Below are 21781 nucleotides of genomic sequence, written 5' to 3' on the forward strand. Positions count from 1 at the left end.
ACAGAAAGGACAGATGACCATGTTCAAGAAACTTGCCCTTTCGACCGCGATGGCCCTCGGCCTGGCCACCGGTGGCGCCTTTGCCGCCGGCGACATGGGCCATGTCGAGGATTACAGCTTCTCCTTCGAAGGCCCGTTCGGCGCCTTCGACCAGGACCAGCTGCAGCGCGGCCTGCAGGTCTATACCGAGGTCTGCTCGGCCTGCCACGGCCTGCGCTACGTGCCGTTCCGCACCCTCGGCGACGAGGGCGGCCCGCACTTCTCGGAAGATGAAGTGCGCGCCTACGCGGCACAGAACTTCGAGGTCTACGACGAGGAGCTCGAGGATTTTCGCCCGGCGATCCCGACCGATCACTTCCCGGTCAATGACGGCGTCGGCGCCCCCGACCTGTCGCTGATGGCCAAGGCGCGCGCGGGCTTCCACGGCCCCTACGGCACCGGCCTGAGCCAGCTCTTCAACGGCATGGGCGGCGCCGAGTACATCGCCTCGATCCTGACCGGCTACACCGGCGAGGAGAAGGTCGAGGCCGGCACCACCTTCTACGAGAACCACGCCTTCCCGGGCGGCTGGATCTCGATGGCCCCGCCGCTGGCGGGTGAGGATGTCGAGTACAATGGCGGCCACCCGAACTCCCTGCACCACGAGGCGCAGGACGTGGCGGCCTTCCTGATGTGGACCGCAGAGCCCAAGATGATGGCGCGCAAGCAGGCCGGTTTCGCCGGCGTGATCTTCCTCGCCGTGCTCTCGGTGCTGCTCTACCTCACCAACAAGCGCATCTGGCGCCCGATCAAGCACAAGCACGACTGATCGCGCCCGCCGCAAACGACAAAGCCCCGCGCATCGCGCGGGGCTTTTTTGTTGATCCGGTGGCTTGCGAGGAAAGCCCGCAAGGGCTTGAGGAGCGCGCCGCTCAGCTCCCGAGATAGCGCCTCAGCGCCTCCGGCGGATCGGCAAACAGCCGCCGCGTGGCGACCGGCGCCGCTGCGACGCCCGCATCCACCAGCACCACCTCGTCGGCGAAGCGCTTGGCGTCCTCGGGATCGTGGCTGACCATCAGCACCAGCGCACCGAGCTCGCCTGCCACGCCGCGCACCAGCTCCAGCATCTCGCCCTTGAGCGCCGGTCCCAGCGCCGCGAAGGGCTCGTCGAGCGCAATGATCGGCCGCGCCTGCAGCAGCACCCGCGCCAGCGCCGCCCGGCTCTGCTGACCGCCCGAGAGCGCCCCGGGCTTGCGATTTGCATAGCCCTTCAGGCCGACCCGGTCGAGCGCCCGCTCGACCTCGCGGCGCTCATCCGCCCAGAGCCGCCCGCCTTCGGGCCGCAGCGCCAGCCCGAGATTGCGCGCGAGGTCGAGATGCGGAAACAGGTTGTTCTCCTGGAACAGCATCGCCACCGGACGCCGGTCGGGCGCCGTGTCGGTGATGTCGCGCCCCTGCCAGAGCACCCGGCCCTCTTCCGGCCGCCGGAACCCGGCAATCAGGTCGAGCAGCGTCGACTTGCCCGCCCCCGATGGCCCGATGATCGCGACCCGCCGCCCCGGCGCGAGGCTCAGATCCGCCTCGAGCGAGAACCCTCCATCGCCGTAGCGGACCTTTTCAAGCGTCAGCATTGACCCGCCCTCCCCGGTCGAAGATCCAAAACGCCCCGAAGCTCAGCAGCAGCAGGAGCAGCGCCGCGCCGGCCGCCGCCTGCATCTGGTAGGAGCCCATCAGCCGGTAGACCTGCAAGGGCAGTGTCGCCCGGTCGGGATCGGCAAACAGCGCGATGACGCCGAGATCGCCCATCGACAGCGCCGCGGTCAGCCCCGCGGCAAAGCCCAGCGGTCGCCGCAGCCGCGGCAGGAAGACCAGCCGCAGCCAGGCCCAGCGGCTCAGCCCGAGCGCCAGCGCCAGACAGCCGTACTCCGCCCGCACTGCCTCGGCCTCCGGGCGCAGGATGCGCAGCGCAAAGGGCAGCGCCACCAGCGCGTTCACCACCATGGTGACCGGCAGCGCCAGCGCAAACGGGTTCACATAAGGCCGCACGATCAGGAACAAGCCGGTGCCCAGCACCAGCGGCGAGAGCGCGATGCCCGCAAGCCCCACCAGCTCGCCGCCCCGCGTCGCCAAGGGCAGCGCCCAGGCGATGCAGAGCGCGGTCGAGACCAGCGCCACGGTGATCGAATTCACCGCCGCCTCCCAGGTCCCGGGCCCCAGCGCCGCCAGCCCCGGCAGGCCACGCAGCGCCACCATGCCGAGCGGCGTCAGCAGGAACGCCGCCGCCAGCGAGATCCAGAGCCCGTCGAGCACGCGCGCGACAGGCCCCTGGCCGTCCCAGCGCCGATGCGCCCGGTCGAGCCCGGCGCCAAAGCCGCTCCCGGCGCCCAGCCGCAGCGCCACCAGCCCGGCGGCGAGCGCCAGCGCGAGCTGGATCACCGACAGGAGCGCCGCCCGGCCCAGATCGAAGTCAAACCGCACCGCCTGGTAGATCGCCAGCTCCACCGTGGTGGCCCTTGGCCCGCCACCCAGCGTCAGCGCCACCGCGAAGCTCGACAGGCAGATGACGAAGATCACCGCGAAAGCCCCCGGCGCGATGCGCAGCAGCATCGGCGCCTCGAGCGCCCGGAACATCGCCCAAGGCGACAACCCGAGCGAAGCGGCAAGCCGGAAGCGCTCGGCCGGGATCGCCAGCCAGCCCTGCAGCAGCAGCCGCACCGCCAGCGGCAGGTTGAAGAACACATGCGCGAGGATCACCCCGTGCATGCCGTAGATCGTCATCTCCGGCAGCCCCAGCGCCCGCAGCGCGCCGTTCGCCAGCCCGTTCTGCCCGAACACCGCGATCAGCCCGAGCACGGCGACGATGACCGGCAGGATAAACGGCGCCCCCATCAGGGCCACCAGCGCCCCCCGCCCGCGAAAGCGCCGCCGCGCCAGTGCGCGCGCCACCGGCACGGCAAGCGCCACGCTGGCGCCCGCCGAGGCCAGCGCCTGCAGCAGCGTGAAGCGCAGCGCCTGCCAGTCGCCAGGGCCGAGATCGCCCCAGCCACCGGCCCGCAGCAGCACCGCCGCCACCGGCCCCAGCGTCAGCGCCGCCACCGCCAGGCCGGCGGCCCAGGCCGCCGCAGAGCCCCGGCTCAGCGCGACAGCGCGCGGCGCCATGCCTCGACCGCCTCGTCGCGCAGCGCCGCCGCCTCATCCTCGGAGTAGAACAGCACCTTTTCAGGCAGCTCGAGCTCCTTGAACCCCTCAGGCCATTTTTCGCGCGGCAGCGCCGCCGGGAACGACCAGTTGCCCGTGGCGATCATCTCCTGAAACGGTTCACTCATGGTAAACGCCAGGAAGTCATCCGCCAGCTCCGGCTGATCCGTGCTCGCCACTTTCGCGGCGAGTTCAACCATGAAGTAGTGCCCCTCCGGGAAGATCGCGGCCTTCTTGGTGCGATCGTCCTCGGCGATGATGTGATAGGCCGGGGAGGTGGTGTAGCTCATCACCATGTCGGCCTCGCCGTCGGTGAAAAGGCCATAGCTCTCCGACCACCCCTTGGTCACAGTGAGGATCTTCGGCGCCAGCTTCTCCCAGGCCGCCTCGGCGCCCTCGCCATAGACCGACTGCACCCACAGCACCGTCGCCAGCCCGGAGATCGAGCTGCGCGGGTCCTGGATCACGATCTTCAGATCGTCGGGCGCCTCGAGCAGCGCATCGAAGCTCGCCGGCGGCTCGGCCAGCCGCTCGGTGTTGTAGATGAAGGCGGTGTGGCCGTAATTATAAGGCAGGAAGATCTCGTCCTCCCACTCGATCGGCAGGGTCAGCGGCGCGAGGTCAACGTTGTGCGACGCGAAGAGGCCGCTCTCGCGCGCCTTCTTGGTGACGTCGGTGTTGAGCCCGAAGACGATATCGGCCTCGGTGCGCTCGCCCTCGAGCAGGATCCGCGGCAGCAGGTCGCCGGGCTTGAACTGCAGGTCGCAGTCGCACTCGGCCTCGAACATCTCCTCGATCTTTGGGCCCGGGCCCCATTCCGAGACGATGTAATCGCCCGCGTAGACGGTCAGGACAGGGGTCTCGGCCAGCGCGGCGCTGGCGGTCAGAAGTCCCGCTGCAAAAGTGGTGGTGGCCTTCATGGCGTCCTCCAGACTTGCGGCGAGAGGGCAAGACTGGGCAGGATGCCGTCACCTTCCCTCCGCCGGTATCAACCGGTTCAGGTTCAACGGGTTCGCGTCATGCATCTCAGCCCGTGCGGGCACCCCGAGGTATCGCAAGACCTAATCTTGCGCGGGGGGCCTTGCAAGGTGAAATCCCTTGAGACGCCGCCGCCCCTGCCCTACAGGAAGCCGGGACAAAGGAGATCGCGCATGAGCATGAACACATTCGGCCACCTGTTCCGCGTCACCACATGGGGCGAAAGCCACGGGCCCGCGCTCGGCGCGACGGTCGATGGCTGCCCGCCGGGCGTGGCGGTGGACGAGGCGATGCTCCAGCACTGGCTCGACAAGCGCAAGCCGGGGCAGAACAAGTTCACCACGCAGCGGCGCGAGCCCGACGCGGTGCGCATCCTGTCGGGCGTGTTCGAGGGCCAGACCACCGGTACGCCGGTGCAGCTGATGATCGAGAACACCGACCAGCGCTCGAAAGATTATGGCGACATCGCCGAGAAGTTCCGGCCCGGCCATGCCGACATCACCTATTGGCAGAAATACGGCATCCGCGATTATCGCGGCGGCGGGCGCTCCTCTGCACGCGAGACGGCGGCCCGCGTGGCCGCCGGCGGGCTGGCGCGCGCGGCGCTCGACACGCTGGCGCCGGGCATCGAGGTCACCGGCTACATGGTGCAGGTCGGCCCGCACCAGATCGACCGCGGCAATGTCGATTTCGCGCAGATCCCGCAGAACCCGTTCTGGACCCCGGATGCGACGGCGGCCGTGACCTGGGCCGGCTATCTCGACGATCTACGCAAGTCCGGCGACAGCGTCGGCGCGGTGATCGAGGTGGTGGCGCGCGGCGTGCCGGCGGGCCTTGGTGCCCCGGTCTACGGCAAGCTCGACACCGATCTCGCCGCGGCGGCAATGTCGATCAACGCGGTGAAGGCGGTGGAGATCGGCGAGGGCATGGCCTCGGCGGCACTGCGCGGCTCGGAGAATGCCGACGAGATCAGCATGGGGCCGGATGGCCCGGTCTACAGCTCGAACCACGCCGGCGGCATCCTTGGCGGGATCTCCACCGGGCAGGACATCGTGCTGCGCTTCGCGGTCAAGCCGACCTCCTCGATCCTGACACCGCGACGCACGATCACCAAGTCGGGCGAGGAGGCGGAGATCATCACCAAGGGCCGTCACGATCCCTGCGTCGGCATTCGGGCGGTGCCGGTGGGCGAGGCAATGGTGGCCTGCGTGCTGCTCGATCACCTGCTTCTGCATCGCGGCCAGGTCGGTGAGAACCGCGGCAAGATAGGCTGACCCCGTCGCCGCGGCATCCTCTTGCCGCGGTGTCATATTGTCTGTCAGGCCACGCGCGCCAGCCCTCCAGGCGCCGCTTGCCCAACCGCCGGGCTCAGAAATCCTCCCACATGGTGACATCGTCTCCGGAAGCACGTTTCATCGGCGTCTCGCTCGCGACCGGGGCGGGTGGCACCGCCAGTTCCTCGACCGGGACGGAGACCGGTGTCACCTCTTCGAGCTGCCCGGGCTCGCCGCCCATGAAGCGGTTGAGCTGCGCCGTCAGGCGGTCTGCTTCGCTACTGAGCTGCTGACTGGCCGAGCTGGTCTCGCCGACCATGGCGGCGTTCTGCTGGGTGACCTTGTCGAGCTCGGCCACGCCCACGTTGATCTCCTGCAGACCGGCGGCCTGCTCCTTGGCTGCGGAGGCGATATCGCCCACCATGTCGGAGACTTCCGTCACGTAGCGCACGATGTCTCCCAGGGTCTCGCCGGTCTGTTCGACGAGCTGGCCGCCATCCTTCACCTGCTGCGAGCTGTTCGACACAAGGGCCTTGATCTCGCGCGCCGATTCAGAGGCGCGCTGGGCCAGGGAGCGGACCTCGGAGGCGACCACCGAGAAGCCCTTGCCGCTTTCTCCGGCGCGGGCCGCCTCGACCCCGGCGTTGAGCGCCAGCAGGTTGGTCTGGAAGGCGATGTCGTCGATCACCCCGATGATCTGGGTGATCTGATCGGAGGACGCGGCGATCGAGCTCATCGCCGCCAGCGCCCGCTCCATCACCGCGCCGCCTTCTTCGGCGCGGCGCCGACCGGCGCCGGCGCGCTCATCCGCCTCTTCGGCACGCTCCGCAGCGGCCCGCACGCTGCCTGACATCTCTTCGAGCGCCGCGGCGGATTCCTCGAGCGTGGCGGCCTGCACTTCGGAGCGCCGCGACATCTCCGTCGACATCGAGGACAGCTCCTGCGAGTTGCGCTGCACCATCTCGGCGGAATCGCGCAGCGAGGCGATCAGATCGCCGATCTGCTCCGACAGCTCGTTGAAATCGCGGCAGATCGCCTCGTAGCTTTCGCCGAGATCCGTCCATTCGGATGTGTCGAGACGGCTGTCGATACGCCCCTGCGACAGCCCGCCCATCGCGGCGCCGAGCGCGGAGAACAGCGCGATGCGGCGTTCATTGGCGACCCGTTCGCGCGCCGCATCCTCATCGCCCGCGCGCAGCCGGTCGCGCAGGTTCTCGAGGTTGCTCGCGATCATGCCCGCCTCGTCGCCATAGCCGGTGCCGCCGATTTCGGTGTCGTAATCTCCCTCGGCCAAGCGGCTGACCGAATCCGCCGCGGTCTTGAAGGGGACCGACAGCAATCGGCCGAAGACCATCACCAGGACGAAGGAGACCCCCGTCACCCCGGCCAGGGACAGCGCGAGAAGCGTCTGGCTGCGTTCGACCGCCGCAACGGTCTTGTCTTCGGTCACCGCCGTGAGCGTGCGCACGACCTCCTGCACCCCGTCCACATCCGCGATGATCTTGACCAGCCTGGTGTAGAGCCAGCCGATATCCGTGCCCTGAAACGCCCGTTCCTCCCCGTCCCCGGCCCATTCCGCGATACTCTGGGACAGGTCGGACACCTCGAAGCTGACGGCCTCGAAGATTTCGTGGAAATCATCGCGCCGGGCGCGCTGCGAGGCGGTATCATTGAACACGCCCTCGTGCTCGCCGATGTCGCGGATCACCTCCTGCAGGTTGCCCATCATGCTGGCATAGGCACCGCCCTCGCCGCGCGCCGTCCGCAACAGATCGGCGCGGGCCTGCTCGAGATCCTCGCGCACCCAGGCGATCAGCTCGTTCTGCTTGGCCACGTCGAAGGTGAAATGCACGTCGCGCGCGACCTTGCTCTGCATGTTCCACGACAGCACGCCGCTGGCCGCCAGCAGCAGCACGAACACCATGCCAAGGGCCAGGATCTGGATCCTGATGGAAAACCGTCTCATCACCGCCGCTTTGCTCCTGTTCCGACCGCGCACCCTATGCGCCGTGCCGTGAGCTAGCAGACAGGTGTAAACAAACCCTTCTAACGCGCCGGCCGCGCGGGCATCCGCGACAGCTGCACCGCGAGGATCCCGGCGGTGATGATCGCAACACCGACCACGTCCATGCGGCCCATCGGTTCGCCCAGCAGCAGCGCCGCGATGGCGACGCCGAAGAACGGGTTGAGGAAGTGGAAGGTCGCCGCCCGCGTCGCCCCGATGCGCTCGACCAGCAGCACCCAGACGAAGGTCGCCGCGACACCGGGAATCAGCACGGTGTAGGCGAAGGCCGCGATCAGCTCCCACGACCAGCTCACCTCGGGCTGCTCGAAGGCCAGCGCCATCGGCCAGAGCAGCGCGCTGCCCACCAGCATCTGCAGCCCGACGATCATCATCACGTTGCCGCCGCCGATGGCGCCGCGCACCGACAGCGTCGCCACCGCCAGCGACAGCACGCCCAGCACGCAGAGCATCACCCCGAACGGATCCGCCCCGCCCTGCAGCCGCGCGCCCATGATCAGCGTCACGCCGAGCACCCCGGCCAGCAGTCCGCCATAACCCACCGGGCGCAGCCGCTCGCCGAGCCAGAGCCAGCTGGCCAGCGCCACGATCAGCGGCATGGTGGAGGCAACGATCGAGGCCAAAGACGCCTCTACGGTCTGCATGGCGACGAAATTCAGCCCGAGATACAAGGCGTTCTGGCAGATCCCGAAGATGATCGTCGCGCGCCATTGCGCCCGCGTCAGGCGCCAGCTCTGGCCCATGATCCGGGCCAGCGCCACCGCCAGCAGCCCGGAGATCAGAAACCGCAGCGCCAGCGAGCCCATCGGCGGGGCGGCACTGACGATGATGCGGGCCGAGGTGAAGGCCGAGGACCACATGAGCGCAAAGCCCAGCCCCATGAAGATCGCGCGCAGATCCATGAACATACTCCGTTTGCGCACCAATGACCTGAGCGCGCGACGGGGTCAATCCGAAGGTCTGGAACTCCTTACTTGACCACCCTGGGGCCCTTTCATGAAACTGAAATCGCCATTCATTTCGGCGTTCAGATTTTATTTAGGGATTTCAATCATGACTCAGAACCGTGCCGAGAGCGCGTTGCGCATTCGTATCGATGCGGCAAAGGCTGCCCATCATCGCCCCCATCCCCGCCATGTCAGCAATGGCGACGAGGAGCGCTACTCCGCCGCCCATTACCCGATGAGTTTCACCAAGGGGCTCGACCATGATTTCGGGCTCGGGCTCGTCGCCGAGAAGCGCCATTTCGAGGCCTTCCGCAACTGTATCGACGAGGGCTGGATCGAGGCCTTCACCGCGCGCGTGCCGGTGCCGCTTTCCGAAGACTGCGCGCGTCGCAAGTGGGAAGCGCCGACCGCCGGCACCGCCTACGATCTCGAGGGGCCCGACGCGCAGGCCGTCACCATGCCGCCGGCCCCGGCGCTGTGCAGCGACGAGCTGGCCTTCGAGATGGCCGAGGTCTACGAGCTGGCGCTGCTGCGCGACGTGCCGTTCCAGAGCTTCGACCAGGATGGCGGCCCCGGCGACGGCCAGATCGACGACGCCATCGCGCGGCTCTCGGCCCTGCCCTATGCCGGCGCCGGCTTCCCCTCGCGCCCGCGCATGACCGCAGGTGGCAGCCTGACCCGCCAGACCATCTTCCGCGGCTCGGCGCCAGGCGTCGAGAAAGGCCCCTACCTGTCGCAGTTCATGTGGATCGGCAGCGGCAACCAGGCCGGCAGCAGCGGCGTCGCCGACGGCGTCATCACCTATGGCGCACAGGGCATCGACCAGCGCGTCCTCGTCGCCGAGCCGGGCGACGACTACATGCAGGACTGGCAGAGCTGGTACGATGTCCAGCAGGGGTTCGACGTCAACAAGTGCAGCCCCGGCCAGAACCTGTCGGGCAAGCGCCGCTTCATCTGCACGCCGCGCGATCTCGCCACCTACGTGCATTTCGACGCGCTCTACCAGGCCTATCTCAACGCCGCGCTGATCCTGCTCGGCATGGGGACGCCCTTCGACTCCGGCATCGGCAAGCTCTCCGGCATGCGCGAGATGTACAATCCGCTCAACCAGCCGACCGGCACGCCGCAGAACACCGGCGGCTTCGCGCTCTATGGCGGGCCGCACATCCTGACGCTGGTGACCGAGGTGGCGACGCGGGCGCTCAAGGCGGTGCGCTTCCAGAAGTTCAACACCCACCTGCGGCTGCGCCCGGAGGCGCTGGCGGCGCGAATGGAGAAGGCGGCGGAGATCGACAAGACCTTCCCGGCGCTTTGCGGCTGCTTCTCCGAGATGCGCGAGCAGATCGGCGACACCGTCAAGGCGGTCGAGAGCTTCAACCCCACCGGCACCGCGCTGCTGCCGATGGCCTTCGCCGAGGGCTCGCCGATGCACCCGACCTACGGCGCCGGCCACGCCACGGTGGCGGGGGCCTGCGTCACCATCCTCAAGGCGTTCTTCGACACCGGCACGGTGTTCGGCATCAACGCCGACAAGGGCAGCTGCCACGCCGGCCAGCCGGGCTTCTACCACGACATCGAGACGCCGCTGTTCTTCGCGCCCGGCAAGGGCTGCGAGACGCTGGAGCCGCACAAGATCCGCTGCCCGCTGACCCTCGAGGGCGAGCTCAACAAGCTGGCCGCCAATATCTCGATCGGGCGCAACATGGCCGGGGTGCACTATTTCTCCGACTATTACGACAGCCTGCGCATGGGCGAGCAGATCGCCATCGGAATGCTCGAGGAGCAGGCCATGTGCTACCCGACCGACCAGGTGGTGTTCTCGCTGGCGAGTTTCGACGGCGATTGCGTCCGCATCGGCGCGCGCTGAGCGCATCGCGGCGAGACAGCCGGAACCGCGAAAAAATGGCCCCGGCTGCGAGCGCAGACGGGGCCAGTCAGCGCCTGCAAGCGCAGGCACCGGCGGTGTTCTTGTGGTTGTCCGTTAGCCTCAGTTCGGGCGGGCGGCCATCTCGGCGCGGATCTGCTGGCGCAGCACGTCGATCGGGACGACCTTGCCGTCCTTGCGGAAATGCCAGTAGGTCCAGCCGTTGCACGAGGGCGCACCCTCGAGATGCGCGCCGACCTGGTGGATCGAGCCCTTCACATCGTCGCCCACCAGCGTGCCGTCGGCCCGCACCTTGGCGACCTTGCCATTGGCCGAGACCAGCATCTCGCCCGGGCGCAGAAGGCCACGCTCGACCAGCTGGCCGAAGGGCACGCGCGGCTCGGCGCGCTTGGCACGCGTGACCTCGAGCGACGAGCGGTCATAGGCGCGCACATCGGCGATGCGGCGCTCGGCCACCTCGCGATAGGCCGCCTCGCGCTCGATGCCGATCCAGTCGCGGCCGAGCATCTTGGCCACGGCGCCGGTGGTGCCGGTGCCGAAGAACGGGTCGAGCACGACGTCGCCCGGGTTGGTGGAGCCCACCAGGACGCGATGCAGCAGGCTCGCCGGCTTCTGGGTCGGGTGCGCCTTGTCGCCATTGGCGTCCTTCAGGCGCTCGCCGCCGTTGCAGATCGGCAAGACCCAGTCCGAGCGCATCTGGATGCCCTCGTTGAGCGCCTTCAGCGCCTCGTAATTGAAGGTGTATTTCGCGCCCTCGCCCTTCGACGCCCAGATCATCGTCTCGTGGGCGTTAGTGAAGCGCTTGCCACGGAAGTTCGGCATCGGGTTCGACTTGCGCCAGATGACGTCATTCAGGATCCAGTAGCCGGCATCCTGAAGCGCCGCGCCAACGCGGAAAATGTTGTGATAGGAACCGATGACCCAGATCGCACCGTTGGGCTTGAGCAGACGCTTCGCCGCCGCCAGCCACTCGCGGGTGAACTTGTCATAGGCCGCGAAGGAGGCGAACTGGTCCCAGTGGTCATCCACCGCATCGACGCGGCTGTTGTCCGGACGGTGCAATTCGCCCTTCAGCTGAAGGTTATAGGGCGGATCCGCAAATATCAGATCGACGGACTCCGCCGGCAGACTGTTCATCATGTCGATGCAGTCCCCGGCCAGAATCGTGTTGATAGGGAGCGCTTCCGCGCTCTTCGGTTTGGTCATCGCGTTCATCTCTGCCTCAAGCCCTATGGTGCTTTTGCACTCGTTGGTTGGCCCTAATTTTGAGTCAAAGGTGATTCGCGGTCAATTTCTTTTTTGAATCAGTCACTTGTGAAATTAGCTTGCCACAAGATATTGTGTATCGGCTTGAAGGATCGCCTATGGTGAGGGGTCACTCCCAGATTTTGGAGGGCATCCTTGTGCTTTTTCGACCCGTAGCCGGCGTTGGTCTCCCAGCCGTAGCCCGGATGCTGTTGCGCCAAGTCCCGCATCAGGCGATCGCGGTAGCATTTTGCGACAACCGAGGCGGCAGCGATGCTGACCGAGCGCCCGTCCCCCTTGATGATCGGCGTGGCATGGCAGGGCAGCTGCGGCGGGATGAAACGCCCGTCCACCAGCGCGTGCTGCACCGGAACCTCGAGGCCCGTTACCGCGCGGTGCATGGCGAGCAGCGAAGCCTGCAGGATGTTGAGCTCATCGATCTCCTCGACCGAGGCCACGCCGATGCTGACCTCGGCGCATTCGTGCAGCCAGGCCGAGAGCCGGGCCCGCCGCTTGGCGCTGAGCTTCTTTGAATCGTTGAGCCCCGGCGGGATGCAGAGCGGGTCGAGCACCACGGCGGCGGCCACCACCGGGCCCGCCAGCGGGCCGCGGCCGACCTCGTCGACCCCGGCCACGCGCAGGTTTTCTCCCCACAGGGGCGTCTCGAACGAGTCGTCAGGTCCAGTCATGCCGCCCAGAAAGACCATGGACGGCACGGGATCAAGGGCTCAGGCCTGCGGCGGCTGGCCGTTCGAGGCAGAAAGCCCGCCATCCACCGGCAGGTTCACCCCGTTGACGAAGCGCGCGTCGTCGGAGGCGAGGAAGGCGATCACGTCGGCGATGTCTTCCGGCTCGGCGGGGCGGCCCAACGGGATGCGCTCCATGAACTTCGCCACCAGCTCCTCGTTGTCGAGCATGTCGGCGGTCAGCTCGCTCTTGGTGAAGCTCGGGTTGACCGCGTTGACCCGCACGCCGCTGTTGCGCGCGTCGAGCGCCAGAGCGCGGGTGAGGTTGGTCACCGCGCCCTTGGCGGTGTTGTAGGCGTGCATGTTCCAGTCGCCGCCGATGCCAGAGACCGACGAGGTCATCACCACGTTGCCCTTGCTGGCCTTGAGATCGGACCACAGCGCCTTGGTCAGCCGCCAGACGCCGGTGACGTCGGTCTCCATGACCTCGGCGAAGCCGTCCTCGTCGACATCCTCGATGCTGCCCATCACCGCGGTGCCGGCATTGTTGACCAGAACGTCGACCCGGCCAAACGCCTCGCGCGCGGCCTTGGCGGCGGTCGCGACGCCTTCCTTCGTCGAGAGATCCGCGGGCACCACCTTGGCTGAGGGGATGTCTTGCGCGACGGCGTCGAGCTTCGACTGGGTGCGGGAGATCAGCACGACGTTGGCGCCCTCCCGGCCGAAGCGGCGGGCGGTGGCGGCGCCGATGCCGGAGCTTGCGCCGGTGACGATCACGGTCTTGTTTTCAAAACGAGTCATCAAGTTGCCTTTCCTTTCAATCCTTTGGAAAGACAACGGGGGCGCCCGGAGCTTCGTTCCGGGCGCGAAGGCGCCATGCAGCGATTGCATGGCGCCCGGGCCCTCCCTCAGCCGGCGGTCTGGAACCGTTTCGGGAAGGCCGTCCGCGTCACCGCCCCGAGCCCGGCCAGCGACAGCGCCATGATGGCGATCCAGCCGACCAGCGGGATCAGCGCCACCAGCGCCGCGATGACGGCGCCCGCAAGCGCCGCCAACGCCCGATGCTTGGCCTCCTGCGGATAGCCCCGCCCGGCGAGCTTCAGCGCGCCCACGCCGAGCGCATAGGCGCCGACGATATAGCCCATGAGCCCCGCCACCACGGCGAAGAACAGCGCTGCCGGGGTCAGCAGCAGGCCGATCAGGGTCAGCGCCAGCAGGATGCCGGCCCCGATCAGCGTCGATTGCGCGATGAAGCCGGTGAGCAGGGTGCGGAACGGGTGGCCAAGCAGCTGCGTCCGCATCGCGGCGAACTTCACCGGCATCAGCGCCGCGGCCACCGCCGCCACCAGCGCCACGATCAGCACGCCGATGGCAAAGCTGATGACAGCCTTCACGCCGGGCCAGAAGCCGCCCTCGCGGATCGGCTCCCACTCGCTGATCTCCTCGCGTTGCACGCGGTCGGCCGGGATGACGCTCTCCGGCACCGCGATCTCGCCCGGATCGTCCTCGTAGAGCGTCAGCGTGCCCTCGATCACCGCGTCGGGCCCGAAACGCAGCTCGCGGGCGCTGAGCGCGATGTCGCCCGCCACCGGCCCGTCGATCTCGACGAACTCGCCGCCCGCCAGCAGCGTGCCTTCGATCGGCGCCGAGAGGGTGATCTCGGAGCCGAAGACCCGCAGGTTGCCGGCGATCGGCGCGGTCACGTCGACGCGCTGGCCCGCCAGCGTGGCATTGCCGGAAACAGCACCCGCGACGCGCACCTCCTGGCCCGCGGCGTAGAGCCCCTGCCCCACCGGCTCCGTCACGCTCACCCAGCGCCCCGCCATATGCGCGGCTCCGGAGATCTCCGCCTCAAGCGCCACCCGCTCGCCGGCGAGGAACACGTCGGCGCGTCCGGGCTCCGCCATGGTGGCGGTGCGACCGGCGATGAACCGGTCACCGCCGAGGTCGAAACTTTCGGTCTTCTCCTGCGCCAGCGCCGGCAGGGCGGGCAGCAGGAGCAGCAAAAACAACAGATGAAAAAGCCTGAACATCTCACTCCCCCTCGGTTTGGATCGAGGGGAAGGCTAGCACCGGCGCAGACCGGGCACCTTACGCAGGATCAAATTCGGCTTCCTGCAACCAAACGGCGATCCCTGCGAACCGCCAGACATGACAAAGGGCCCCCGAAGGAGCCCTTTGCGTGCCTCGTGGCACAAGCAACCAGGATGGTCGCGGCGGCCTCCCGAGGGAGGCCCGCCGGATCACATCATGCCGCCCATGCCGCCCATGCCGCCCATGTCGGGCATTGCGGGGGCGTCTTTCTGCGGCTTGTCTGCAACCATCGCCTCGGTGGTGATGAGCAGGCCGGCAACCGAAGCTGCATCTTCCAGCGCGGTGCGGACGACCTTCGCGGGGTCGATCACGCCGAACGAGAACATGTCGCCGTACTGGTCGGTCTGGGCGTTGTAGCCGAACTTGAGATCGTCGGACTCGCGGACCTTGCCTGCGACGACCGAGCCGTCGACACCGGCGTTCTGGGCGATCTGGCGCAGCGGTGCTTCCAGGGCCTTGCGAACGATGGTGATGCCGGCGTTCTGGTCGCTGTTGGCGCCTTCCAGGCCGTCGAGGGCCTTGGCACCCTGAACCAGGGCAACGCCGCCGCCGACCACGATGCCTTCCTGAACGGCCGCGCGGGTCGCGTTCAGGGCGTCATCGACGCGGTCCTTGCGCTCTTTCACTTCGACTTCGGTCATGCCGCCGACGCGGATGACAGCCACACCGCCTGCCAGCTTGGCAACGCGTTCCTGCAGCTTCTCACGGTCGTAGTCCGAGGAGGTTTCCTCGATCTGGGTGCGGATCTGCGACACGCGAGCCTCGATCTCCGCCTTCTCGCCATGGCCGTCCACGATGGTGGTCTCGTCCTTGGTGATGGTGACGGTCTTGGCGGTGCCGAGCATGTCCATGGTCACGGACTCGAGCTTCATGCCGAGATCTTCCGAGATCACCTGGCCGCCGGTCAGGATCGCGATGTCCTGCAGCATGGCCTTGCGGCGGTCGCCGAAGCCCGGTGCCTTGACGGCTGCGATCTTGAGGCCGCCGCGCAGCTTGTTGACCACGAGGGTCGCCAGGGCTTCGCCCTCGACGTCTTCCGCGATGATCAGCAGCGGCTTCTGCGACTGGATGACCTGCTCGAGCAGCGGCACGAGCGGCTGCAGCGACGAGAGCTTCTTCTCGTGCAGCAGGATCATGCAGTCGTCGAGCTCTGCAATCATCTTGTCGGCGTTGGTCACGAAGTAGGGCGACAGGTAGCCGCGGTCGAACTGCATGCCTTCGACGACGTCGGTCTCGGTCTCGAGGCCCTTGTTCTCTTCGACGGTGATGACACCCTCGTTGCCGACCTTCTGCATCGCGTCAGCAATCTGGCGGCCAATTTCCTCTTCGCCGTTGGCGGAGATGGTGCCGACCTGGGCAACTTCGTTGGAGTCGTTCACCGGGCGGGCAGCCGCCTTGATGGCGTCGACGACCTTGGCGGTGGCCAGGTCGATGCCGCGCTTGAGGTCCATCGGGTTCATGCCCGCTGCGACCGACTTCATGCCTTCCTTGACGATGGCCTGGGCCAGCACGGTGGCGGTGGTGGTGCCGTCACCCGCTTCGTCGTTGGTGCGGGAAGCAACTTCCTTCACCATCTGGGCGCCCATGTTCTCGAACTTGTCTTCCAGTTCGATTTCCTTGGCGACCGAAACACCGTCCTTGGTGATGCGCGGGGCGCCGAAGGACTTGTCGAGCACAACGTTGCGGCCTTTCGGGCCGAGGGTCACCTTCACCGCGTCGGCGAGGATGTTCACACCCTTGAGCATGCGCGTGCGGGCGTCGGTATCGAACTTCACGTCCTTTGCAGACATCTGTCAGTTCTCCTGAATTCTGTTGGGAATAGGCGGGCGCACCCGCCGGTCAGTTCTGGGAAACGGGTCTCAGGCGGCTTCGGTGATGCCGAGAATGTCCGATTCCTTCATGATCAGCAGCTCTTCGCCGTCGATCGAAACCTCGGTGCCCGACCACTTGCCGAACAGGACGCGATCACCGGCCTTCACGGCCATGTCGATCAGTTCGCCGCTGTCCTTGCGTGCGCCTTCGCCACATGCGACCACGACGCCCTCTGCGGGCTTTTCCTTGGCGCTGTCGGGGATGATCAGACCACCTTTGGTCTTCTCGTCGCTCTCAACGCGGCGGACCAGCACGCGGTCATGAAGCGGTTTGAATGCCATCTTCGAGTACTCCTGGCTCAAAGTTTGTCCCAGTAACAGCCCCTTGCGGGGCCGTTAGCACTCACCTCTTCTGAGTGCTAATGGCGCATAGCTAGGGACCGCTGCGAGTCGTGTCAACGGGAGGATCCCGAAAAAATTCACTCCTCCCCAGCGCCTCGCAGCCCTCACCTAAGAACGATTTCGCAGATCAAAACCCGCTGGGCGCAAATATGCCGATCGCCCCTGCCCGGGGTTTCTGGAACGGCGACAAGCGGCGCGAAAGGCATGGCGCCCGGCGGCAATCCGTGAAATGGTATACCAAGAAGGCGCCCTCCCGCGCCGCCCCAGCCCAAGAGCCAGACATGCCCACCCATCCCGCTGCCTCCGTCGTGGTGCCGCACGCTTCCGCCCGCCCTGCCCCCGACAACATGAAGGGTATCCTGCTGATTACGCTGGGCTTCGTCTTCTTCGGCGCGACCGACGCGATGGCCAAGCTGCTGACCACCGAGCTGCCGGCGCTGCAGGTCGTCTGGATGCGCCAGCTCGGGCTGTTCTCCGGCGTCATCGTCATGCTGGCGATGCGCGGCCTGCACGTGATGCGCACCCGCCACCCGGTGGTGCAGATCTCGCGCGGGGTGCTCGCGACCTGCTCGGCGGGGCTCTTCATCATCGCCGTGCAGCACGTGCCGCTGGCCGACGCCACCGCCGTGACCTTCATCGCGCCGTTCATCGTCACCGCGATCGGCGGGCTGTTCCTGAAAGAGCCGGTGGGCTGGCGCCGCTGGGCCGCCGTGGCGGTGGGCTTCTTTGGCATGATGGTGGTGATCCGCCCAGGCATGGGGGTGTTCCACCCGGCGATCTTCATCACCGTCGCCGCCGCCACCGCCTTTGCCGCCCGCCAGATCCTCTCGCGCATGCTCAGCGGCGACGACACCATCGCCACCACGGTGGCCTATACCTCGATCACATCGACGCTGCTGCTGACGCTACCCATGCCATTCGTCTGGGAGATGCCGGCCGAGGGCTGGATCTGGCTCGTCGCCGCCGGCATGGCGCTCTGCGCCGCCACCGGCGAGATCTTCATCATCCGCGCGCTCGACGTGGCGCAGGCGGTGGTCGTCGCGCCGATGCAATACTCGATGATCCTGTGGAGCACGCTCTACGGCTTCCTGCTGTTCTCCGACCTGCCCGACCTCTGGACGCTGCTCGGCTGCGCCATCATCGTGGCCTCGGGACTCTACACCCTCAACCGCGAGCGCGTCGTCGCCAAGCGCCAGCGCAACATCGCCCGGGCCGAGGCGGCCAATGCCGCCGAAGCCGCCGCCCGCGCGGAAGAGATCTGAGCTACCAGCTATAGGCCCAGTGGGTGAGCCCGGCGCGGCCCTCGGCGCTGATCGCGTAAACCCCGGTCGCGACCTTGTCGAACCAGCCGTAATGGTTGTCACGCATGATCCGCGTCGCCTCCTTGACGCCGGTCGCCGCCACCACGTCGCGGCCGCGGCAGGCGCCGTGCTCGGCCAGGTGCGCGGCGCAGCGCAGCGCGTCCTGCCGGTAGCCCGTCACGATGCCGTGCCGGGTCGCGCCGCCGGCGTTCGGATCGCCCTCGATGCGCTGGAATTCCCGCAGGAGCCGCGCCTGCCTGCGCTTGTTCTTGCGCGGCGCGTAAGGCCCCGGATCGCACAGCACCTCGGCCCGCCCCTCCTTCACCACGATGAAGCCGAGCCCCAGCCGGCGGCAGAGCGCGAGGTTGTCCTTCAGCGCCCGCCTCGCGGTTCGTCCAGTGGGCTTCGGCACCGCGATATAGACCGCATCGCTCAGCGCCAGCCGCGCCACCGCCTGGTGAAACAGCGCCAGCGAGATCTTCAGCTTCAGCTCGACGATCACCGGCGGTTCCTCGCCACGCATCGCCACCAGATCGGCGGCACCGACCTCGCCCTTCACCTCATACCCCTGCCCCATGAGCAGCGCCTTGACCGGCGCGTAGAGTTCACTTTCCCGCTGCATGGCGCGGAGAGTGACCCCGCCGCTTGCCGCTGTCCATCCCCTGCCCTAGCCTGCGCCCGACCTGTTGCCGCCCCGTTGCCCGACCAGCGAGAAAGACCCGATGCGCCGCCTGATCCTTGCCGCCCTGCTGGGCCTCTCCCTCGCGCCCGCCGCCACCGCTCAAGCCGCCTGCGAGGGCACCGACCTGCGCCAGACCCTGAGCGCCGGCGAACGCGCCGAGCTCGACGCCCTCATCGCCGACATGCCCTACGCCACCGGCAATCACTGGCGCGCCGAGAAGGATGGCGAGGTCATCCACCTCGTCGGCACCATGCACCTCAGCGACCCGCGGCTCGACGGCCCGGTCGACCGTCTGCGCCCGGTGATTGCCGAGGCCGGCGCGCTGCTGCTCGAGATGCCACAGGCCGAGCAGGCGAAACTGATCGGCGCAATGTCCGACCGCCCGGAGCTGCTGCTGCTGACCGACACCACCCTGCCCGAACTGATGCCGGAAGACGACTGGCAGGCGCTGGTCGCGGCGGCCAAGGCGCGCGGCATCCCCGGCGTCATGGCGGCCAAGTTCCGGCCCTGGTATCTGTCGATGATGCTGGCCCTGCCGGCCTGCGCCCAGGCCGCGATGCAGGAGCAGAACGGGCTCGACGTGCGCCTCGAGGCGCTGGCCGATGAGGCCGGCGTGCCCACCCTGCCGCTGGAGCCTTTCGACACCGCCTTCGGCATCTTCAACGCCGCCCCGCTCGAGGAGCAGATCGAGATGATGTCGATGGCGCTGGCCACCGAGGATCAGGGCGAGGACGGCATGGCCACCACCGTGGCCGCCTATTTCGACGAGCGCCCCGGCGAGATGTGGGCGCTCTCCGGCATCCTGATGAAGCGCAGCGGCGGCTTTGCCCCCGGCGAGGCCGAAGCGCTGATCGCAGAGACCAACGAGGCGCTGCTGGCCAGCCGCAACCGCGCCTGGCTGCCGGTGATCCTCGAGGCCGCCGCGACCACTGAAGGCCCGGTCATCGCCGCCTTCGGCGCCGCCCACCTGCCGGGGCCCGAGGGCGTGGCGCGGCTGCTGGAGGAAGACGGGTTCACGCTGACGCGCGAACCCTTCTGAGGTCAGGCGGCGAGCCCGCGCCCCCTGAGCAGCGCCTCGACGCCGGGCATCCGGCCCCGGAAGGCGGTGTAGAGATCCTCCGCCTCCTGCGAGCCGCCCTTCGAGAGGATGAAACTCTCGAGCTTCTCCGCCGTCGCCGGGTCAAAGGCGTCGCCCGCCTCCTCGAAGGCGGCGAAGGCATCCGCATCCATGACCTCGGACCACATGTAGCTGTAATAGCCGCTGGAATAGCCATCGCCGGCGAAGACATGGGCGAAATGCGGCGTCGCGTGGCGCATGGTGATTGCCTGCGGCATGCCGATCCCGCGCAGGATCTCGGCCTGCCGCGCCATCGGATCGCCCGGGGCCGCGCCGGAGTGGAACTCCAGGTCGACCAGCGCCGAGGCCACGTATTCCACCGTCTGGAAACCCATGTCGAAGGTTGCCGCCGCCAGCACCTTGTCGAGCAGCGCCTTGGGCATCGGCGCGCCGGTCTCGGCATGAGTGGCGAACTCCTTGAGCACCTGCGGCACCTCGAGCCAGTGCTCGTAAAGCTGGCTCGGCAGCTCTACGAAGTCGCGCGCCACCGAGGTGCCCGAGACCGAGCCGAACTCCACGTCCGAGAGCATCTGGTGCAGCGCGTGGCCGAACTCGTGGAACAGCGTGCGCGCGTCGTCATAGGAGAGGAGCGCCGGCTTGCCCTTGGGCGGCTTGGCGAAGTTGCAGACGTTGACCACGATCGGCGTCTCGACCTTCGGCCGCTTGGCCTGGCTACGCATCGCCGAACACCAGGCCCCCGAGCGTTTTGACGCCCGCGCGAAGTAATCGCCGATGAACACCGCGAGATGCTCGCCGTTGCGGGTCACCTCCCAGGCCCGGCAATCCGGGTGGTAGAGCGCCACGTCGAGCGGCTTGAACGCGAGGCCGAAGAGCCGGGTGGCGCAGGTGAAGGCGGCCTCGATCATGCGCTCGAGCTGCAGGTAGGGCTTGAGCTCGGCCTCGTCGAGATCGTGGAGGGCCTTGCGGCGCTTCTCGGCGTAGTAGCGCCAGTCCCAGGGCTGCAGCGCGTCGTTGATGCCATCTTCGCGCAGCATCTCCTCCATATCGGCGGCATCGCGCAGCGCCTGCGCCCGGGCCGGCTCCCAGACCTGCATCAGGAGCTCGCGCACCCGGTCGGGTGTGCCCGCCATCTCGGTCTCGAGCTTGTAGGAGGCAAAATCGGCGTAGCCCAGCAGCTTGGCCCGCTCCTCGCGCAGCGCCAGGACCTCGGCGGCGATGCCGCGATTGTCGGTCTCCCCGCCATTGGCGCCGCGCGCCGCCCAGGCCTCGAAGGCCTTTTGCCGCAGATCCCTTCGCGGCGAGAATTGCAGGAACGGCACGATCAGCGAGCGCGACAGCGTCACCACCGGCCCGCCCTGCCCCAGCGCCTCGCCGGCGGAACGCGCCGCATCCACCACGAAGCCCGGCAGCCCCTCGAGATCGGCCTCGGAAAGCGGCATGAACCACTCGGCCTCGTCCTTCAGCAGGTTCTGGGTAAACTCCGTCCCCAGCACCGCCAACCGCGACTTGACCGCCTTCATGCGCTCCGCCGCATCGCCCTCGAGCGCCGCGCCGGCCCGGACGAAACCGCGATGGGTGAGGTAGAGCACGCGGGCTTCCTCGTCCGACAGCCCCAGCGCCTCGCGCCGCGCCCAGAGATCGGCCACCCGCCCGAAGAGCCGCGCGTTGGCATAGATCGCCGAGCTGTGCGCCGCGAGCTTGGGAGAGAATTCCCGCTGCAAGCCCTGCCGCGCGTCGTTGCTGTCGGCGCCCGCCACCGAGAAGAACACCGAGAGCACCTTGTCGAGCGCGTCGCCGGCCCCTTCCATCGCCAGGATCGTGTTGTCGAAGCTGGCGGGCTCGGGGTTGTCGGCAATGGCCTCGATCTCGGCCAGGTGCTCGGCCAGCGCCTGTTCGAAGGCCGGGGCGAAATCGTCATCGGAAATGCGGTCGAAGGGCGCGATCCGGAACGGCGTGTCCCAGTCGGCAAGCAGCGGGTTGGTCATGTATGAGACTCCTTTTGCCCCAAAGCTAAGCCCGCCCCGCCCGCACGACAATGGCAGCGACACGAATTCAGCACCCCCGCCAAACGCCCCATCTTCTCTTCGTCAAAAATACTCCCGCCGGAGGCATCCGCCCCGCCACCCGCGCGGTGCCTGCCAGAACGCGCAACACCCCCAAACCCGCGAGGACAGCCCGCAAGGGCTGGAGGAGCGCGG

General features: G+C 67.8%; 18 protein-coding genes and 1 riboswitch. Of the genes, 5 read left to right on the forward strand and 13 right to left on the reverse strand.

Annotated elements, in window-relative coordinates:
* The first annotated feature begins 19 nt into the window (after positions 1–19).
* The gene (locus KUV62_RS01365; protein WP_222601883.1) at positions 20–808 is read left to right on the forward strand and encodes a cytochrome c1; all 789 of its coding nucleotides are present in this window, start codon (positions 20–22) and stop codon (positions 806–808) included.
* A 103-nt stretch (positions 809–911) separates the two neighbouring features.
* On the opposite strand, the gene KUV62_RS01370 is transcribed toward KUV62_RS01365, so the two are convergent.
* The 3 genes from KUV62_RS01370 to KUV62_RS01380 are packed head-to-tail and all read right to left on the reverse strand — an operon-like array spanning position 912 to position 4097.
* Complete coding sequence (locus KUV62_RS01370) at positions 912–1610, reverse strand: ATP-binding cassette domain-containing protein (protein ID WP_222601884.1); 699 nt, start codon at positions 1608–1610, stop codon at positions 912–914.
* Positions 1597–3138: a thiamine/thiamine pyrophosphate ABC transporter permease ThiP gene (locus tag KUV62_RS01375; RefSeq protein ID WP_222601885.1), complete on the reverse strand. Its 1542-nt coding sequence runs from the start codon at positions 3136–3138 to the stop codon at positions 1597–1599. The genes KUV62_RS01370 and KUV62_RS01375 overlap by 14 nt, the downstream gene beginning before the upstream one ends.
* Positions 3114–4097: a thiamine ABC transporter substrate binding subunit gene (locus KUV62_RS01380; protein ID WP_222601886.1), complete on the reverse strand. Its 984-nt coding sequence runs from the start codon at positions 4095–4097 to the stop codon at positions 3114–3116. The genes KUV62_RS01375 and KUV62_RS01380 overlap by 25 nt, the downstream gene beginning before the upstream one ends.
* 37 nt (positions 4098–4134) lie before the next feature.
* A riboswitch (TPP riboswitch) is annotated at positions 4135–4234 on the reverse strand.
* A gap of 94 nt (positions 4235–4328) precedes the next feature.
* On the opposite strand from KUV62_RS01380, the gene aroC reads away from it, so the two are divergent.
* A complete protein-coding gene (gene aroC, locus KUV62_RS01385) occupies positions 4329–5429 on the forward strand; it encodes a chorismate synthase (RefSeq protein WP_222601887.1) in 1101 nt (366 codons plus the stop codon).
* Between the two features lie 94 nt (positions 5430–5523).
* On the opposite strand, the gene KUV62_RS01390 is transcribed toward aroC, so the two are convergent.
* Together KUV62_RS01390 and KUV62_RS01395 are read right to left on the reverse strand one after the other, a co-directional pair.
* On the reverse strand, positions 5524–7395 hold the full coding sequence (locus tag KUV62_RS01390) for a methyl-accepting chemotaxis protein (protein ID WP_222601888.1): 1872 nt from the start codon (positions 7393–7395) through the stop codon (positions 5524–5526).
* Between the two features lie 80 nt (positions 7396–7475).
* Positions 7476–8354 (reverse strand): DMT family transporter, encoded by an 879-nt coding sequence (locus KUV62_RS01395; protein WP_222601889.1) that lies wholly within the window; start codon positions 8352–8354, stop codon positions 7476–7478.
* Between the two features lie 151 nt (positions 8355–8505).
* Between KUV62_RS01395 and KUV62_RS01400 the strand changes: the two genes are divergently transcribed.
* Positions 8506–10266: a vanadium-dependent haloperoxidase gene (locus KUV62_RS01400; RefSeq protein WP_222601890.1), complete on the forward strand. Its 1761-nt coding sequence runs from the start codon at positions 8506–8508 to the stop codon at positions 10264–10266.
* 120 nt (positions 10267–10386) lie between these two features.
* On the opposite strand, the gene KUV62_RS01405 is transcribed toward KUV62_RS01400, so the two are convergent.
* The 6 genes from KUV62_RS01405 to KUV62_RS01430 all read right to left on the reverse strand — a co-directional run bounded on the left by KUV62_RS01405 (position 10387) and on the right by KUV62_RS01430 (position 16462).
* On the reverse strand, positions 10387–11499 hold the full coding sequence (locus tag KUV62_RS01405; protein ID WP_222601891.1) for a site-specific DNA-methyltransferase: 1113 nt from the start codon (positions 11497–11499) through the stop codon (positions 10387–10389).
* A gap of 89 nt (positions 11500–11588) precedes the next feature.
* On the reverse strand, positions 11589–12236 hold the full coding sequence (locus KUV62_RS01410; RefSeq protein ID WP_410000827.1) for a ribonuclease HII: 648 nt from the start codon (positions 12234–12236) through the stop codon (positions 11589–11591).
* Positions 12237–12257: 21 nt separating this feature from the next.
* The gene (locus KUV62_RS01415; protein WP_222601892.1) at positions 12258–13016 is read right to left on the reverse strand and encodes an SDR family NAD(P)-dependent oxidoreductase; all 759 of its coding nucleotides are present in this window, start codon (positions 13014–13016) and stop codon (positions 12258–12260) included.
* 107 nt (positions 13017–13123) lie between these two features.
* Entirely contained in the window at positions 13124–14248 is a 1125-nt protein-coding gene (locus KUV62_RS01420) for a hypothetical protein (protein WP_261395160.1), read from the reverse strand.
* A gap of 210 nt (positions 14249–14458) precedes the next feature.
* Positions 14459–16099: a chaperonin GroEL gene (gene groL, locus KUV62_RS01425; protein WP_222601893.1), complete on the reverse strand. Its 1641-nt coding sequence runs from the start codon at positions 16097–16099 to the stop codon at positions 14459–14461.
* Positions 16100–16168: 69 nt separating this feature from the next.
* The gene (locus KUV62_RS01430; RefSeq protein WP_222601894.1) at positions 16169–16462 is read right to left on the reverse strand and encodes a co-chaperone GroES; all 294 of its coding nucleotides are present in this window, start codon (positions 16460–16462) and stop codon (positions 16169–16171) included.
* 341 nt (positions 16463–16803) lie between these two features.
* Here KUV62_RS01430 and KUV62_RS01435 point away from each other — a divergent pair, with 341 nt between their 5' ends.
* Positions 16804–17784, forward strand: a complete 981-nt coding sequence (locus KUV62_RS01435) for a DMT family transporter (protein ID WP_222601895.1) — start codon at positions 16804–16806, stop codon at positions 17782–17784.
* A 1-nt stretch (position 17785) separates the two neighbouring features.
* On the opposite strand, the gene KUV62_RS01440 is transcribed toward KUV62_RS01435, so the two are convergent.
* Positions 17786–18445 (reverse strand): DUF2161 domain-containing phosphodiesterase, encoded by a 660-nt coding sequence (locus KUV62_RS01440; RefSeq protein ID WP_222601896.1) that lies wholly within the window; start codon positions 18443–18445, stop codon positions 17786–17788.
* A gap of 100 nt (positions 18446–18545) precedes the next feature.
* Here KUV62_RS01440 and KUV62_RS01445 point away from each other — a divergent pair, with 100 nt between their 5' ends.
* A complete protein-coding gene (locus tag KUV62_RS01445; protein ID WP_222601897.1) occupies positions 18546–19544 on the forward strand; it encodes a TraB/GumN family protein in 999 nt (332 codons plus the stop codon).
* A gap of 2 nt (positions 19545–19546) precedes the next feature.
* Here KUV62_RS01445 and KUV62_RS01450 read toward each other — a convergent pair whose 3' ends face one another.
* Positions 19547–21568 (reverse strand): M3 family metallopeptidase, encoded by a 2022-nt coding sequence (locus KUV62_RS01450; protein ID WP_222601898.1) that lies wholly within the window; start codon positions 21566–21568, stop codon positions 19547–19549.
* Positions 21569–21781 lie beyond the last annotated feature (213 nt).

This window comes from Salipiger bermudensis, from assembly GCF_019801965.1.
Lineage (GTDB): Bacteria > Pseudomonadota > Alphaproteobacteria > Rhodobacterales > Rhodobacteraceae > Salipiger > Salipiger bermudensis_A.